Origin of the sequence: Tenacibaculum sp. 190524A02b (genome assembly GCF_964036645.1) — a bacterium.
GTDB lineage: Bacteria > Bacteroidota > Bacteroidia > Flavobacteriales > Flavobacteriaceae > Polaribacter > Polaribacter vairaonense.
This window is the reverse complement of sequence record NZ_OZ038525.1, coordinates 2,607,518-2,624,293: the sequence shown is the minus strand read 5'-3', so window position 1 is coordinate 2,624,293 and position 16,776 is coordinate 2,607,518. Positions and strand designations below refer to the sequence as shown.

Sequence of the window (16,776 nt, the reverse complement as noted above, 5' to 3'; positions counted from 1 at the left end):
AAAGGCCTCTAGTTTTAGAGGTCTTTTTTTAACTAATAATTAAAATTATGGAAGATAATAATAACAATAACGAACCTCAATTAAATATAGAATTAGATCAAGAAGTAGCTGAAGGAACTTATAGTAATTTAGCTATTATTAATCATTCTGTATCTGAGTTTATAGTAGATTTTATTAATATTATGCCAGGAGTGCCAAAAGCTAAAGTAAAATCAAGAATTATTTTAACGCCTCAACATGCTAAAAGATTAACAAAAGCTTTAGCAGATAATATTAGAAAGTTTGAGCAAGCTCATGGTGAAATTAAAGATTATGAGCAACCACCAATACCAATGAATTTTGGAGGAACAACTGGAGAAGCCTAATCATAAAAAAATGGAAACGTATTAAAGTTTCCATTTTTTTTATTTGTAAATTGTATTAACAAAAAATATCATTTAAAAGTTTAGCTAAACGTAAACCACCTTTTTGTAGTTGTTTTCTAACTATAGGGAAGTAAATATAAGAGTAAGGGTAACGTAAGTTTTCACCTATTTCAGCAGAAGCATATACTTCTTTAGTTAGTTTATGAGTGTCATACATCCAATCAATCACATTTCCTTTTTGTATTATTTTTATTTGTTCTTTAGATAAACGTTTGGCATTATTAGCTAATTCAAGGTAACTCATATCCCATTTGTTAAGAATATCTTCATCCCAAACTCTATGTAAATTTGAACCTTTGCCATGCCATTGAACTTGTATCGTATTTCCTCCTTTATCTTCTTTTTGACCAATATGCATAGGTTGGTGTAGATCTCCCATAAAGTGTACTAGCATTTTTAAATAAAAACGTTTTTCCTCAATAGAACTATTTTTATCTTTCAAAATAGCAATACAATGATTAATTCCAGTAACTAAATCTCCTTTCGGGTTTTTCTTACTGGTTTCGTATTTGCCATCTAAAGGCATATTCACATAATGCCAAGAATAAAACTTTCTATAGTTTTTATCTGATTTTATCTCATCTGCATAAGTAGAAACAAAAGCTAAACTTTCACCTTGTAACAATTGGTCTATTTTTCTTTTAGCCTTTTTAGTTAAGTGTTTTTCAGCAATTTTTCCAGTGGCTCTATGTCCAGTTGGTCCCCAAACAATATCATTAGAGAATACATTTAAGCATGTTAAAAAGCCGATAGTTAACAGTAAATTTCGTAGGGTCATTTTGAATATTTTTTGACAAAGTTAAAAAATAGTATGCATAAAAATTTTGATATATTTAAAAATATTACATATCTTTATGATATCAAAATAATATCAAATAAAATTATATTAATATGAAGTCAGAAAAGATTATCAAACCAGCAAATGGATATTTATTATTCTTCATTGTACTAGTTCTTTTTATAGGAGGAATTGTTATGGCTATTAAAACTGAAAGCCCAATTTATATTTTAGCGACTGTAATTGGTTTAATATTGTCATTTGGGTTTATACTCGTAAATCCAAATTCATCAAAAGTTATATTACTATTTGGAAAATACGTAGGAACTATTAAGCAAAATGGATTGTATTGGGCAAACCCGTTGTATAAGAAAAAAACAATATCATTAAGAGCAAGTAACTTTGATAGTGAACGATTAAAAGTGAACGATAAATTAGGAAATCCAGTAATGATAAGTACTATTTTAGTTTGGAGAGTTACAGAAACTTACAAGGCAGCTTTTGATGTAGATAATTATGAGAATTTTGTTAGAGTACAAACTGATGCAGCCGTTAGAAAGTTAGCAAGCATGTACCCTTATGATAATTTTGCTGATGAAGGACATGAAGAAGATATTACTTTAAGATCTAGTGTTAATGAAGTAAGCGATGCTTTAGAAAAAGAGTTGGAAGAACGTTTAGCAATCGCAGGAATAGAAGTATTAGAAGCTAGGATAGGATACTTAGCGTATGCTCAGGAAATAGCAAGTGCTATGTTAAAACGTCAACAAGCAACAGCAATTGTAGCTGCAAGACATAAAATAGTTGAAGGTGCAGTAAGTATGGTAGAAATGGCTTTGGAAGAATTGAATAAAAAAGAAATTGTAGAATTAGATGAAGAGAGAAAAGCTGCAATGGTTAGTAATTTAATGGTGATTTTATGTGGAGATAAAGAAGCGTCACCAGTATTAAATACGGGAACTTTAAATCATTAATACTTATGAAAAAAAGTACTTTTATATTAACTAATGGAGAAGTTAGTGTTTCAAATACCGATCTTAAAATAGACGTTAAAACAGGTTTTAATGTTCAACAATTTATAATAAACATATCATTATATCTATTGTTTAGTTGGAGTATTATAATTGATTATATAGATAAAGGCTATACGGCTAGTGTGTTTGGTTATGTAAAGTTAGTTTTAGTAGTTGTTGTTTTTGCAGCTTTAGTTTTTGCTTGTTTTTATAAATTATTTAAAACTAATTTTAAAAGTAAAATAGATATTCTTGAAATAAAAAAAATAGAAGTTGAAGAAATTTTTCTAGAACCTAATATAAATCATTTGAAAATATATGATAATAAAAATAGAGTGAAGGTATTATCCTTTAGAGTTCTTGAAAACCAAGTTAAACCATTTTTAGAGTTTATAAATAATAAGAATTCTCGAATTGAAATAAAATACATATAAATTATGAAAGAATATAAGGTAGTAAATTGGAAAATGGGACTTACTGGAAATAACCAGAAATTAGAAGATACTTTAAACAGTTATGCAAAACAAGGTTGGAGGGTAATTAGCATAGCTGAACATTCAGCTAGAATTGTGTTTGAAAGAGATAAAAACAGATAAGAAATAAAATGAAAGTTTTTAAAGAGGAACAAAAGTTTACACAATCATGGTTCATAATATTTTTAATATTGGGAGCTATTGTACCAATGATTCTTGTTGTTAAAAAATATTTTAACGGAGAAATGACTGTAACTGGAGTCCTTACTTTTATTTTAACGTTAATGTTTTGTTTGGGTATCTTTTGGGCTATTAAACTTAGAACTAAAATAGATGAAAAAGGTATTCACTATCAGTTTTTTCCGTTTCATATAAAAACTAAAACCATACAATGGTCTCAAGTACAAGAAGTATACGTTAGAAAGTATGATGCAATATCTGAATATGGAGGTTGGGGATTAAGAGTAGGTACTTTATGGAAAGGGAAAAAAGGAATAGCTGTTAGTGTAAGAGGAGATTTAGGATTGCAAATACAATTAAAAAATTCAAAAAAAATATTAATAGGAACACAAAAAGAAACAGCTATTAATAGAGTTCTAAAAACTTATGAATCTAAAATAAACTGAAAAAATTATAATTTGATTATATATAATATAAATCATGTTTTGAGGTAATAGAAAAAGAATTGATTTAAAACAATAGTTACATTCATTAGAAAATAACCATGGCAAAAAAGAAAGCATTTGCATTACGCTTAAATGAAGATATGCTCAAAGAAATTGAAAAATGGGCATCCGATGAGTTCCGTTCAACAAACGGACAAATAGAATGGATGTTAATGCAAGTATTAAAGCAAGCTAAAAGAGAACCTAAAAAGAAAGAAGAATAAAAGTATACTTTTATTAGATGATATAAAACTCCTTATTGATTAAAAATAGGGAGTTTTATAGTATACAAGGGTTTGTTAGTTGTTTATTTTGAAAAACATAAACTTAACATTTTTTTGGAGTTTAATTGATACCTTTACTACTCAAACTTACTAATGAAACACAAACTCCATGAAAAAACTATTAATACTACTATTAATTTTCTCTAACTTTTTTCTAAATGCGCAAGAGTTCACTATGGACTTGGTTAAAAATATGAAACCAAGAAATATTGGGCCTGGAGGAATGAGTGGAAGAGTAACAGCTATAGATGTTGTAGAATCAAATACTGATGTTATGTATGTAGGAACAGCATCAGGAGGTGTATGGAAATCTACTTCGGCAGGCATTAAATGGAAACCAATTTTTGAAAAAGAAGTAACAGCCTCAATAGGCGCTTTAGCCATACAACAATCTAATCCAAGTGTTATTTGGGTAGGAACTGGAGAAGGAAACCCAAGAAATAGTTTAAATGGAGGATACGGAATCTATAAATCACTAGACGCGGGAAGAACATGGAAATCTATGGGATTACAAAAAACACGTCATATACATAGAATAGTTATAGATCCATCCAATCCAGATATAGTATATGCAGCTGCTATTGGATCACCATGGGGAGAACACAAAGAAAGAGGTGTTTATAAAACAACTGATGGCGGTAAAACATGGAAACAAATATTATTCACCAACATAAAATCAGGAGCAGCAGATTTAGTAATGGATCCTTCCAATCCAAATAAATTAATTGCTACCATGTGGGAACATAAAAGAGAACCATGGTTTTTTAATTCTGGAGGAACAGGAAGCGGTTTGTTTATTACGCATGACGGTGGAGAAAATTGGAAAAAAATAACTCATAAAGAAGGTTTACCAGAAGGGAAGTTAGGTAGAATTGGAATAGCCATTGCACGTTCTAATCCAGAAATTATCTATGCTTTAGTAGAAGCTAATAAAAATGCCTTGTATAAAAGCGAAGATGGTGGATTCACTTGGAAAAATATAAATAGTGGAAGCGGTATTGGAAATAGACCATTTTATTATTCCGAAATATATGTTGATCCTCAGAATGAAAATAGATTGTATACCATTTTTACCTATGTAAATGTTTCTGAAGATGGCGGAAAAAGTTTTAAAAGATTAATGCCAGCTTATAGAGTATCTAATGGAGTACATCCTGATCATCATGCTTGGTGGATTCATCCCAAAGACGGCTCTTTTATGATAGATGGAAATGATGGAGGTTTAAACATAACTTTTGATAGAGGAAAGTCTTGGCGATTTATAGGAAATTTACCTGTAGCACAATTTTATCATATAAATGTAGATAATGAATACCCATACAACGTTTATGGAGGAATGCAAGATAATGGCTCTTGGCGCGGACCAGCTTATGTATGGAAAGCACAAGGTATTAGAAATGCCTACTGGCAAGAAATTAGTTTTGGTGATGGTTTTGATGTGGTTCCTGATAAAGATGATGCTCGTTATGGTTGGACTATGAGTCAACAAGGATATGTTTCTAGGTATGATTATGTAACGGGGAATAATTATACAGTTAGACCTACACATCCTGATCCAAAAGTAAAACTTCGGTTTAACTGGAATTCAGCTATAAATATTGACCCATTTAATAATTCAACCATCTATTTTGGAAGTCAATTTGTTCATAAATCAACAGATAAAGGATTAACATGGGAAGTTATTTCACCAGATTTAACAACAAATGATAAAAACAAACAAAAACAATCAGAAAGTGGAGGATTAACCATGGATGCTACAGGAGCAGAAAACCACTGTACTATTTTAGTTGTAGAACCTTCGCCTTTGGAAAAAGGAATGCTTTGGGTAGCTACTGACGATGGTCAAGTACAAATTACTAGAGATGGTGGACAAAATTGGAAAAATATATCAGCCAATTTAAAGGGACTGCCAGCAAATAGTTGGATAACACAAATAAAAGCATCTAATAAACATAAAGGAGAAGCTTTATTGGTAGCTAATGATTACCGCAGATTTAATTACAAACCATATGCCTACCGTACCAAAGATTATGGTACAACTTGGGAACGAATTGTAGATGAAAATGATGTTGAAAGTTATACATTATGTATTGTTGAAGATCCAGAGAATAAAAACCTACTGTTTTTAGGAACCGATGACGGTTTGTATGTTTCTATAAATGCAGGTAAAAAATGGACAAAGTGGACAAATGGTTTTCCAACGGTACCTGTAAAGGATTTGGTAATTCACCCAAGAGAACACGATTTGGTTATTGGAACTTTTGGAAGAGCAGCATGGATTTTAGATGATATTAGACCACTAAGAGCTATGGCAAGGAATGCACAAATTTTAACTAATGCGGTTAATTTATTTGAGCCACCAATAGGATATCAAGCTTCATATCAGCAACCTTTAGGAAGTCGTTTTGGAGCAGATGCACTATACAATGGAGAGAACCGTAAAAAAGGAGCGATACTATCATACTCTATAAATAAACCTAAAAAGAGTACCATAAAAAAAGATACTACTTCTGTTAAGTATGACTCTATAAAATTTGAGTTTTTTGATAAAAATAGATTAATAAGAACCATTAAAAGAAAAGCACCAAAAGAAAACGGAATTCATAGGTTAGTATGGAATATGACTGAAAAAGGAATTGTTAAGCCTTCAAGAAATATTAGAAAACCTAAAGCTGAACCATCAGGAGTTAAAGTAAAACCAGGTATTTATAAAGTAAAACTAACTTATGGAAATCAATCTTCGGAACAAAATATTAAAATAGTTTTTGATCCAAGATTAAAATTATCTGATAATGCCATCAATCAAAAATATGAATCCGCTAAAAAACTAGAAAGCTACCAAGAAATTATGGTGAATGTTTTGAGACAGTTACAAGAAAGTAAAAAAATAGCCAGTAACTATAAGTCAAAATTAGCAAAGTCAGACAAGAAAAAATATAAGGAAAGTATTGAGGCATCCAAAGCAATAATTAAACAAATAGATACTTTAGTCGCTACTTTTTTAGGAAAAGTAGATAAAAGACAGGGAATAACAAGGAATCCAGAGGTAACCATAAATCAAAGACTAAATACCGCTAGGTGGTATGTTAACAGTCGTTTTGGTAATCAAACAGCTACAGAAGAAAGGCTGATACAACAATTTACAGAAGTATTTGAAAAAGCGATAAATAAAACGAACACTTTTTTTACAAACGATTGGAATAGGTATAAAGATAAAGTAGAGAAAATAACGATTTCACCTTTTAAAGAAACTAAAAGGTTTAGTATAAATTAAAAAAAGAAAGCTTGTGTAACAAAAAGTTAAGATTACGGTCTAATTCAATAATAACCAAAACTAAATCAAATAATGAAAAAACTATATTCACTTATTGTTATTATGGCAATAACAATACTATCTTGTAAAAAGGAAGGGCAAAAAACTTCTGAAGAAGTTAAGAAAGAACCTAAAAAATATACCATTAAGCAAATGATGGATAATGAAGCGGTTAGAGGCGGAAGTTTTTCATCAGATAATTCAAAGTTATTAGTAACAAGTAACCGCTCAGGAGTATATAATATTTATGAAGTAAACACCAGTAATGGAGCGTTTACACCAATTACAAAATCAGATAGTTCATCGGTATATGCTACTTCATATTTTCCAAATGATGACAGAATGTTGTTTAGAATGGATAACAATGGAGATGAAATCTATCATATTTTTAAAAGAGATTTGGATGGAACCGTTAAAGAGTTAACTCCAGAAAAAGGAGCAAGAGCATTGTTTTCTGGATGGGCAAGAGATAAAAAGAGTTTCTTCTTTTCATCTAATAAAAGAGACAAACGATTTATGGATGTATATGAAATGGAAATTGAAAATTTCACTTCTAAAATGATCTATGAAAATAAAGAAGGATACAATGTAGTAGCTAAATCAAATAATAAAAACATTTTAGCATTAAGTAAAGCGGTAAATACTAATGACAGAGATTTGTTTTTATATAATAGAACAACCAAAGAAACTACTAAAATTAATACAACTTTAAGTGGAAATAGTGCTGAAGACTTTTCTTTAGATGATAAATATTTTTACTACACAACAGATGCTAATGGAGAATTTGCAGTTTTAATGCGATATGATATTGAAGCTAAAAAGTCAGAAGAAGTCTTGAAGAAAAATTGGGATATTATGGGAAGTTATTTTACCTATAATGGAAAATACAGAGTAACCTATATTAATGAAGATGGAAAAAATGCAATAGAGATTTTTGACATAGCAAACGGGAAAAATATCGAATTACCTAATGTAAATGGACAAAGTGTTACTAGTGTTGGTTTTTCAAAAGACGAATCTAAAATGCGCTTTTACTCAGGAGGATCAAATACGCCTTCTAACTTGTATATATATGACTTAACAACAAAAGAACAAAAGAAGTTGACAGATGTTTTAAACAAAGACATTAATCCAGCAGATTTAGTAAAGGCTAAAGTAATTAGATATCCATCTTTTGATGGAGTAACCATACCAGCTATTTACTATTTACCTCACCAAGCTTCTACTAAAAGTAAAGTGCCAGCTTTAGTTTGGGTTCACGGAGGTCCTGGCGGACAATCACGTCAAGGGTTTAGTTCAAGAATTCAATATTTAGTAAATCATGGTTATGCAGTATTAGCAGTTAATAACCGAGGAAGTAGTGGTTATGGAAAAACATTCTATACCATGGATGATAAAAACCACGGAGAAAAAGATTTACAAGATTGTGTAGAAGGTAAAAACTGGTTAGCAAAACAACCAGAAATAGATGCTGATAAAATAGGAATTATAGGAGGTTCTTACGGAGGGTATATGACGATGGCAGCATTAACTTACACGCCAGAAGAATTTAAAGTAGGTGTAAATATTTTTGGAGTAACTAATTGGTTAAGAACTTTAAAAAGTATTCCATCATGGTGGGAATCATATAGAGAAGCGTTATATAAAGAATTAGGAAATCCAAATACGGCAGATTCAGTGAGGTTAAGAAGAATTTCTCCATTATTCCATGCCAATAAAGTAACCAAGCCATTAATGGTTTTACAAGGTGCAAAAGACCCAAGAGTATTGCAAGTAGAATCAGATGAAATTGTAGCAGAAGTAAAAAAGAACGGTGTACCAGTAGAATATGTGTTATTTGATGATGAAGGGCATGGGTTTAGAAAAAAAGAAAACCAAATAGAATCAAATAGTAGAATTTTAAAATTTTTAGATAAACACCTTAAAAAAGAAGGAGAAACTGAAAAAATAAAAGAATAAAGGTCAGTAATATACTGTTAGAAATTCAATAAAAATCACCCATTACGGGTGATTTTTCTACGTTTTAAGTAGGTAGTTTTGAAGCTTAATTTAAAAGATAACCTATTATGAAACACAAATTAATTTTGCTATGTTTATTGAGCTTTTTTATAAAAAGTAATGCTCAAAATATCAATTTTAAAGATATTAAGTTTAAAGAAGCCCTATTAAACAGTAAAAAACATAGAGTTGATACAAACTCTGATGGAGAAATTAGTTTTCAGGAAGCAGAAACACTGAAAGCTTTTACCTTTGAAAATGTATCATTAACTGAAATGACAGATATTAAATACTTCAAAAACTTAGAAGTATTAAAATCTAACAATGTTGTATTTCCTTCACTTGACTTGAGTAATAATACACATATTAAAGAGCTTGAGTTATGGGGATCTACTATTTCAAGCATAGACGTAAGTATGCTATCAAACCTTAAAAAATTAATTCTATCTGCAGTACATTTGAATCAATTAGATTTAGGTAATAATTCAAAACTAGAGCACTTAGAGTTAATTAATACCAAAATACCTACGTTAGATTTAAGTAATAAAACCCAATTAGAGCTAGTTAAAATTAGAAGTAATAACAGAGCACTTTCTGACATAGACTTTAGTAATGCTAACAAACTAAAAACATTAGAAATTCACTATGGAAGTTTAACAAATATAGACTTAAAAGATAGCCCTTTATTACAAATATTAAAGTTATCAAATAACGCTATCACAGCTCTTGACTTGAGTAAAAATACTGAATTACTTGTGGTAGATATTACCAATACAAATTTAACGGCTCTAGATTTAAGTAAAAATAATGAACTAAGGCAGTTAACACTTGCGTTTAACAAATTAGCAAGTATAAATGTTACCAATTGTAAAAAGTTAAGTACAATAAGTATATCAAACAATCAACTTACTACAATAGATTTAACAACTAATACAGACCTGCAACAACTGCTTATAGATAGTAATGAATTAACCAATGTAGACTTTAGTAAGAACACGAAGTTACAATTTCTTCGTATTATGAATAACAAGTTAACTGCATTAGATGTTAGAAATTGTAAATTAGATTTTCTATACTTTGCAGGAAATCCTGACTTAAAGAAAGCATACCTTACAGGACAACCTTTTGGAGGAGATTTTGAAAATGCATACTATGAGCACTGCCTTAATTTAGAATACATGTGTGTTGATTCAAAGTTTGTAAAGTCAGCAAAAGAAAGAAAAAAATCTACAAATCATTCTAATTATGTTGTTTCCAATGATTGCTCAAAAAGTAACATTCTTAAAGGAATCGTAAATTTTGATTTAGATAAGAATGGATGTGATGCTAATGATAGAGGTTTTTCATCAGGATTAAAATTTGGAATTTCAGCTTTAACTGGAGGCTACGAAGAAGTATTTCCAGACGAAGATGGAGTTTATCAAATAGCTTTAGCAGATGGAGATTACTATATGTTCCCTGTTTTTGCAAAACCAACTAACTTTGATATAAGTCCTGCTCCTTCATTTCCACCAACACCTATTAGTTTTCCTACAGAAGGACCAATAAAAATTAAAGATTTTTGTGTAACTAGCTTGGTTGATTTTAATGATCTTGAAGTAACTATAATACCAGATGGAGCACCAGCAAGACCAGGATTTAACGCATCCTATAGTATTACGTATAAGAATAGAGGGACTACTACTCAGTCAGGAAATATTACATTAGATTATACAGAAAATATATTGAGTTTGGTATCTGCAACACCAGCAGTAGAAGCTACAACTACCAATCAGTTTTCGTGGAGTTTTACCAATTTAAAACCGTATGAAGCAAGAGAAATTAAGTTAATATTAAACGTTAATAAACCAACGGATAGTCCAGCAGTAAATGATGGAGATATTTTAAAATATACAGTAAAAGTTAACGGTGCTACAGATGAAGCACCAGAAGACAATACTATGGTGTTAAACCAAACAGTTGTAAATTCTTACGATCCGAATGATAAAACATGTTTAGAAGGAACTATTTTAGAACCAAAAGAAGTAGGGAACTATTTACATTATTTAATTCGCTTTGAAAATAAAGGAACAGCAGATGCTGTTAATATAACAGTTGTAGATGAAATAGACACCACAAAGTTAGATATTGAAACATTTGAACCGTTATATGCAAGTCATAAGTATAGAACCACTGTAAAAGATAAAAAAGAAATAACCTTTACTTTTGAAGATATAAACTTACCATTTGATGATGCAAATAATGATGGCTATGTTTTATTCAGAATTAAAACAAAAGATGATTTGGTGGTTGGAGATGTAATTGATAACAAATCAGCTATTTATTTTGATTTCAATCCTCCAATAATTACTAATGTAGAAAGCGTTGAAGTAAAAGAGAAAAAGGTTGAAGAGCCAACATTTGATGATTACTTTACATTATCTCCAAATCCAACAACAGGAATTTTAAACTTAACTCAAAAGAAAACAGCTATTCAAATTCAGTATATAAGTATCCATGATTTATCAGGTAGAATAGTAGGTTTCTTTCCAGGGCAAATGAGCGTTTTTAATGTAGGCTATTTATTCCCTAATTTATATGTATTAAAAGTACATACTAGTGATAAAGGAATATTAACAACTAAATTTATGAAAGTAGTTAATTAATACTAAAAAAAGAATAACAAAAATCACCCGAAAAGGGTGATTTTTATTTTGTTTCAGAGCGGTAATTTTGGAGTTTAATTTAAAAATCTAACCTACCATGAAACACAAATTAATTTTGCTATGTATTTTGACCTGTTTATTTAAAGTTCAGGCTCAAAATATCAACTTTAAGGACAATCTATTTAAGCAATATATGGTCCAAGTCACAAGTGCTGATAGTAACAAAGACGGAGAAATAACAGTAGAAGAAGCAAAGAATCTAACAGGACGAATAGCTTTATTATCTGCTGATTTTAAAGATGTATCAGATATTAAATATTTTGAAAACATCGAATCTTTTAGAATGGTTTTAACAGGAGTATCTAGTCTAGACTTATCTCATAATAAAGCCTTAAAGCAATTAATTATATCGGAAAACCAAGATTTAACAAGTATTCATTTAGGCTCAAATACAAATTTAAATCAAGTACACATAAGATATAGTTATAATTTAACAACATTCTCTATTGGGGCTACACCAGCTTTAAAAGAATTTACATTAACTGAAAGTCAACTTACTACATTAAACCTTGAAGATAAAATAACCTTAGAAAGCGTAAATGTAAGTAGTAATAAATTAACGAATTTAAAATTACCCAATACACCAACTCTTACAAATATTGAGGCTTATAACAATCAGTTAACCACTTTAAGTGTTACCAATATTCCCAACCTAGAAAAATTAATACTAAGAAACAATCAAATTACGTCTATAGACATTGCCCAGAATACAGCTATCAATCATTTAGATATTAGCAATAACAGTTTAACAACCATAGACGTTCGCAACAATACGTTAAACAGATTAGACTTTAGTAGTAATCCTAATTTAGAAACTGCTTTTATAGCAGGGAACCATACATTTAAACCATCAAATGGAAGTTTAGGATATACTAACTGTTTAAACTTAAAAAACATTTGTGCATCACCAGATATTTTTCAAGAAATAAAAGCCAAGAAAGGCACAGATGGGTACTCAAATTATGAAATCAGTTTGAATTGTGGCGTTGGGAATAACATCAATTTTAAAGATTTCTATTTTGAAAGTGCGGTATTACTACCAGCAAATAATGTAGATACTGATGGAGATGGTGAAGTTAGCTTTGCAGAAGCAGAAGCTGTAACCAGTTTGTTAATTCCTGAAAGCACAGCAACCCCAGGAAAAAATGGATATTATTTAGATATAAAAGATATTACGGAGCTAAAATTCTTTAAAAATTTAAGAGAATTAAGTTTTCATCAACGAAAAAGAGATGAAGAACCTATTAAAACAATTAACTTAGGAAATCACCCACTTATAGAACGATTAACTATTGATTCACCTAATATTGATGTTTTAGACATAAGTGTGTTGCCTAACTTAACGTATTTAAATATTGATAAAAATACACTGTCTACTATTGATGTAACTAGTAATACAGCATTAAAAGAATTAAAAGTAAAGAGTACTATACTTACGAGTATAGATTTAAGGGAAAATACATTGTTAGAAAGTTTACATGTTAGCATGTATAAATTACAAGAATTAAACCTAGAAAAGAATACACAAATACAAAATTTGATTGTAATAGGAGGTTCATTTTCTTCTTTAGACCTAAGTAAACAAGCTGCATTAAAAAATGTAATGATAGTAGCTACTGCTGTAACAGGTTTAGACTTTAGTAACAATCCAGCATTAGAAACAGTTGAGGTACGTATTTTTACTGCTTTAAAAAATGTAAACGTAACTCAAAACACCAAATTAAGAAGTTTAAGAGTAGAAAATTTTGAAAATCAAAATGAAGCGTTCAATGTAGCCACCATAGATGTAAGTAAGAATACTAATTTAACTAGCCTTTTTATAAGAAACACCAAATTAGCCGCTATTGATTTATCTAAAAATATAGCTTTAGATACTATTGATGTTAGTGGAAATGTATTAACAGCACTAAACCTTGATACTAATACAAAGGCAAAAAATATTAACGCAGCTAATAATAAATTAGTAACTATTGATATTAGTAAAAATGACGCATTAGAAACTTTACAACTACAAAACAATGAGTTAACGGATATTACTTTTGGAGATAATAACAGTAAGCTTAGCAGCTTAAATGTTGCAGGCAATCAATTTTTAACATTTGACGCCAGAAAGTTTACGTTAGATTATTTGAATGTAGAAAACAATTCAGATCTTAAAACAGTATTCCTTACCGGACAACCTTTTAAAGGAACTTTAGATAATTTTGAGTTTAAAAATACACCTAGCTTAGCTTTTATGTGTGTAGATGAAAACTATGTAGAGTCTGCTATTTATAGAAGAAGTTATATCCAAAATACAGGAAATTATAAAGTAAGTACGGATTGCGGAAAAAGTAACTTTTTAAGAGGTCGTGTTAAATTTGATATTAACAATGATGGCTGTGATGTAAATGATAGAGGTTTTTCAGCAGGATTGAGTCTTAACATTTTCCCAGTAGCAGGAGGATTCCCAATAACTGTTTTTCCTGATAAAGACGGATTTTATGAAGCCAATGTTGAAGCAGGAAGCTATTATATGTTTTCAAACTTTGCAAAACCAACCAACTTTGCGATTTCTCCAGCACCAACGTTTCCACCTACAATTATCAACTTCCCGGCAGAAGGACCAATAAAAACACAAGATTTTTGTGTAACTAGTTTGGTTGATTTTAACGATTTAGAAATTACCATTGTACCTGAAGGAATACCAGCTAGACCAGGGTTTGATACTTCTTATAATATTACGTATAAAAACAGAGGAACTACTACACAGTCTGGAACCATTGCGTTAGAATATATGGAGGATATTTTAACCTTGGTTTCAGCAAATCCAGCAGTAGCAACAACAACTTCTAATCAGTTTTCGTGGAATTTTACAGATTTAAAACCGTATGAAGCAAGAGAAATCAAATTAACATTAAACGTTAATAAACCAACGGATAGTCCAGCAGTAAATAATGGTGATATTTTAACATACACGGTAAAAGTTAACGGAGCTACGGATGAAGCACCAGAAGACAATACCATGGTGTTGAATCAAACAGTTGTAAATTCGTATGATCCGAATGATAAAACATGTTTAGAAGGAAATATTCTAGAACCAAAAGAAGTAGGGAAGTATTTACATTATTTAATCCGATTTGAAAATAAAGGAACTGCAGATGCTATAAATATTAGTATTGTAGATGAGATAGATACTACAAAACTAGATATTAAAACCTTTGAACCTTTGTATGCAAGTCATAAATACACTACCACTATAAAGGATGAAAAAGAAGTAACCTTTACATTTGAGGAAATCAACTTACCATTTGACGATGCTACTAATGACGGCTATGTTTTATTCAGAATTAAAACAAAAGATGATTTAGTATTAGGAGATGTAATAGATAATAAAGCAGCAATCTATTTTGATTTTAATCCACCAATTATAACCAATACAGAACGTGTTGAGGTAAAAGAAAAGAAAGTAGGCCCACCAACATTTGAGGACTACTTTACGCTATCACCCAACCCAACCACAGGAATAATGAATTTAACGGAGAAGAATTCAGATATTCAAATACAATACATTACCATTCATGATCTTTCTGATAGAATGGTAGGATTTTTCTCAGGGCAATTAAGAACATTTAATGTAAGTTACTTATTTCCTAATTTATACTTTATGAAAATACATAGTGATAAAGGCATATTAGTTCATAAATTCATGAAAGTAAATAATTAATAGAGTGAAGGGGTATTAATTTTTTTACTTTTTGTTAGAGCCCGTTTCAGAATTTTTTCTGAGCGGGTTCTTTTTTTAGAGCAGTAGCTATTATTTTCAGTCGGTTCGCTGACATTTGCATTTGGTTCGCTGATACTTTCCTATAGTCCGTTGCTATGTTTCCATAGCTCATTGATACATTTTCACAAGGTTATTTTGTTGAAGTATATGCTAAATGAATATTATAGTTTATTCTAATTTTTATTTTATGAAATATAGGTTTACCATAGCTGTATTTATTGACTTAGTAGTAAAGTGTTTTGATGTTAAGGTGTTTATAGTTAGTTGTTTGTCGGTTTAAATTGATGTTGAACTACTTTATGGTTTTTAATTAGTAAAAAATCTAGTAGCATTGTAAATGTAATGGGGATAACACCATTGTATTTACCTCTGCGTTATATGCAATTAGTCTAAAAATGAAAAAGTTCAAAATTTTAATAATAGGAATTACGATATTAATTCTCCTTCACAACTTCGGTTTTTTTCCAATTCATTTTAAATATTATAAAATGACTCAACAAAATTCAGGTTCTTTCTGTGAAATACAAAATGGAATATTAGCAGGAGAAGATAAAGTATCATATAAATTCTTACTAAAAAATGGAAATATAATAATTCAAGGAACTGGAAATAGAATTATCGAATTAAGAGAAAAAAAAGAGTTAACTATCGGAATAGGTAGCTTTATCCCTTTATATAAAACTTGTAATCCATCAACTCAATTTGAATGTTTTGAAGCTAAAAACAATAAATATCTAGGTTTAATTGGAATAGAAAATAGATTTACTGTTAAAGGCTTTCTTAGTAATCCTGACTTCTCTAGTTATATTTATGAAACATATATACAACAAATATATTCTGAGTTAAAAAAGAAAGAAAAATATATTGATTATATTCTTTATGAAGATGGAGTGTTTACATCAAGTTTTTGGGATCCACATCAATTAATCACATTATATCTAAATGAAATAGATTCAATAGCTCCTATGCGTAAGGTTGGACTTAAAAGGAGCCTAAACTATTCCAGAGATTCTATTCCTTTTTCAACTTATTTAGGCGCTCCAAATCATTATCACCATGAAATTGTAATTTCAGACAGAGAAAAAAACGAAGTTATACTTCAACGTTTTTTAAACAATGGAAAACTTGCTCTAGAAGTTAAATTCAAAGGAAAAAACTCTTTATTTCAACCTAATGACAAAAACTACAGAAGCTTTTTTTCATTAGATCCAATAGAGTATAATAAGCCCAATAAAGAAAAAACTATAGTAAAAAAAGCATATAACAAAACCTAAAAAACACTGCTTACGCATTTTCCCGTTGGGAAAATACTCGGACAACTCAAATCTTTAGGTATATTTATAACGTAAAAGTAAA

At 29.9% G+C, this 16,776-nt stretch carries 12 protein-coding genes; 11 read left to right on the top strand and 1 reads right to left on the bottom strand.

Annotated features, from left to right (window positions below; all coding sequences use genetic code 11):
* The first annotated feature begins 47 nt into the window (after positions 1 to 47).
* Positions 48 to 365, top strand: a complete 318-nt coding sequence (locus tag ABNT65_RS10680; protein WP_348702428.1) for a DUF3467 domain-containing protein — start codon at positions 48 to 50, stop codon at positions 363 to 365.
* Between the two features lie 55 nt (positions 366 to 420).
* Here the strand turns inward: ABNT65_RS10680 and ABNT65_RS10675 are convergent, their stop codons facing one another.
* On the bottom strand, positions 421 to 1,203 hold the full coding sequence (locus tag ABNT65_RS10675; protein ID WP_348745831.1) for a S1/P1 nuclease: 783 nt from the start codon (positions 1,201 to 1,203) through the stop codon (positions 421 to 423).
* A gap of 113 nt (positions 1,204 to 1,316) precedes the next feature.
* Between ABNT65_RS10675 and ABNT65_RS10670 the strand changes: the two genes are divergently transcribed.
* The 10 genes from ABNT65_RS10670 to ABNT65_RS10625 all read left to right on the top strand — a co-directional run bounded on the left by ABNT65_RS10670 (position 1,317) and on the right by ABNT65_RS10625 (position 16,694).
* Positions 1,317 to 2,177, top strand: coding sequence for an SPFH domain-containing protein (locus tag ABNT65_RS10670; protein ID WP_348745830.1), 861 nt, complete (start codon positions 1,317 to 1,319; stop codon positions 2,175 to 2,177).
* A gap of 5 nt (positions 2,178 to 2,182) precedes the next feature.
* Positions 2,183 to 2,650: a hypothetical protein gene (locus tag ABNT65_RS10665; protein WP_348702432.1), complete on the top strand. Its 468-nt coding sequence runs from the start codon at positions 2,183 to 2,185 to the stop codon at positions 2,648 to 2,650.
* Positions 2,651 to 2,653: 3 nt separating this feature from the next.
* Positions 2,654 to 2,812 carry a DUF4177 domain-containing protein gene (locus ABNT65_RS10660; RefSeq protein ID WP_348702433.1) on the top strand — a complete coding sequence of 53 codons (159 nt, stop codon included), beginning with the start codon at positions 2,654 to 2,656 and terminating at the stop codon, positions 2,810 to 2,812.
* A gap of 8 nt (positions 2,813 to 2,820) precedes the next feature.
* Positions 2,821 to 3,315 carry a hypothetical protein gene (locus tag ABNT65_RS10655; RefSeq protein WP_348702435.1) on the top strand — a complete coding sequence of 165 codons (495 nt, stop codon included), beginning with the start codon at positions 2,821 to 2,823 and terminating at the stop codon, positions 3,313 to 3,315.
* A gap of 98 nt (positions 3,316 to 3,413) precedes the next feature.
* A complete protein-coding gene (locus ABNT65_RS10650) occupies positions 3,414 to 3,578 on the top strand; it encodes an Arc family DNA-binding protein (RefSeq protein ID WP_348702437.1) in 165 nt (54 codons plus the stop codon).
* Positions 3,579 to 3,747: 169 nt separating this feature from the next.
* The gene (locus ABNT65_RS10645) at positions 3,748 to 6,912 is read left to right on the top strand and encodes a VPS10 domain-containing protein (protein WP_348745829.1); all 3,165 of its coding nucleotides are present in this window, start codon (positions 3,748 to 3,750) and stop codon (positions 6,910 to 6,912) included.
* Between the two features lie 72 nt (positions 6,913 to 6,984).
* Complete coding sequence (locus ABNT65_RS10640) at positions 6,985 to 8,910, top strand: S9 family peptidase (RefSeq protein WP_348737856.1); 1,926 nt, start codon at positions 6,985 to 6,987, stop codon at positions 8,908 to 8,910.
* 107 nt (positions 8,911 to 9,017) lie between these two features.
* Entirely contained in the window at positions 9,018 to 11,594 is a 2,577-nt protein-coding gene (locus tag ABNT65_RS10635; RefSeq protein ID WP_348745828.1) for a T9SS type A sorting domain-containing protein, read from the top strand.
* Positions 11,595 to 11,787: 193 nt separating this feature from the next.
* A complete protein-coding gene (locus ABNT65_RS10630; protein ID WP_348745827.1) occupies positions 11,788 to 15,360 on the top strand; it encodes a hypothetical protein in 3,573 nt (1,190 codons plus the stop codon).
* Between the two features lie 548 nt (positions 15,361 to 15,908).
* Positions 15,909 to 16,694: a hypothetical protein gene (locus ABNT65_RS10625; protein ID WP_348745826.1), complete on the top strand. Its 786-nt coding sequence runs from the start codon at positions 15,909 to 15,911 to the stop codon at positions 16,692 to 16,694.
* Positions 16,695 to 16,776: the final 82 nt, after the last annotated feature.

What these genes read in the sequence shown, in the direction of transcription:
- ABNT65_RS10635 (WP_348745828.1), top strand. Translation starts at nt 9,018, where the DNA reads ATGAAACACAAATTAATTTTGCTATGTTTATTGAGCTTTTTTATAAAA.
- ABNT65_RS10630 (WP_348745827.1), top strand. Translation starts at nt 11,788, where the DNA reads ATGGTCCAAGTCACAAGTGCTGATAGTAACAAAGACGGAGAAATAACA.
- ABNT65_RS10665 (WP_348702432.1), top strand. Translation starts at nt 2,183, where the DNA reads ATGAAAAAAAGTACTTTTATATTAACTAATGGAGAAGTTAGTGTTTCA.
- ABNT65_RS10675 (WP_348745831.1), bottom strand. Translation starts at nt 1,203, where the DNA reads ATGACCCTACGAAATTTACTGTTAACTATCGGCTTTTTAACATGCTTA.
- ABNT65_RS10660 (WP_348702433.1), top strand. Translation starts at nt 2,654, where the DNA reads ATGAAAGAATATAAGGTAGTAAATTGGAAAATGGGACTTACTGGAAAT.
- ABNT65_RS10645 (WP_348745829.1), top strand. Translation starts at nt 3,748, where the DNA reads ATGAAAAAACTATTAATACTACTATTAATTTTCTCTAACTTTTTTCTA.
- ABNT65_RS10640 (WP_348737856.1), top strand. Translation starts at nt 6,985, where the DNA reads ATGAAAAAACTATATTCACTTATTGTTATTATGGCAATAACAATACTA.
- ABNT65_RS10655 (WP_348702435.1), top strand. Translation starts at nt 2,821, where the DNA reads ATGAAAGTTTTTAAAGAGGAACAAAAGTTTACACAATCATGGTTCATA.
- ABNT65_RS10650 (WP_348702437.1), top strand. Translation starts at nt 3,414, where the DNA reads ATGGCAAAAAAGAAAGCATTTGCATTACGCTTAAATGAAGATATGCTC.
- ABNT65_RS10670 (WP_348745830.1), top strand. Translation starts at nt 1,317, where the DNA reads ATGAAGTCAGAAAAGATTATCAAACCAGCAAATGGATATTTATTATTC.
- ABNT65_RS10625 (WP_348745826.1), top strand. Translation starts at nt 15,909, where the DNA reads ATGACTCAACAAAATTCAGGTTCTTTCTGTGAAATACAAAATGGAATA.
- ABNT65_RS10680 (WP_348702428.1), top strand. Translation starts at nt 48, where the DNA reads ATGGAAGATAATAATAACAATAACGAACCTCAATTAAATATAGAATTA.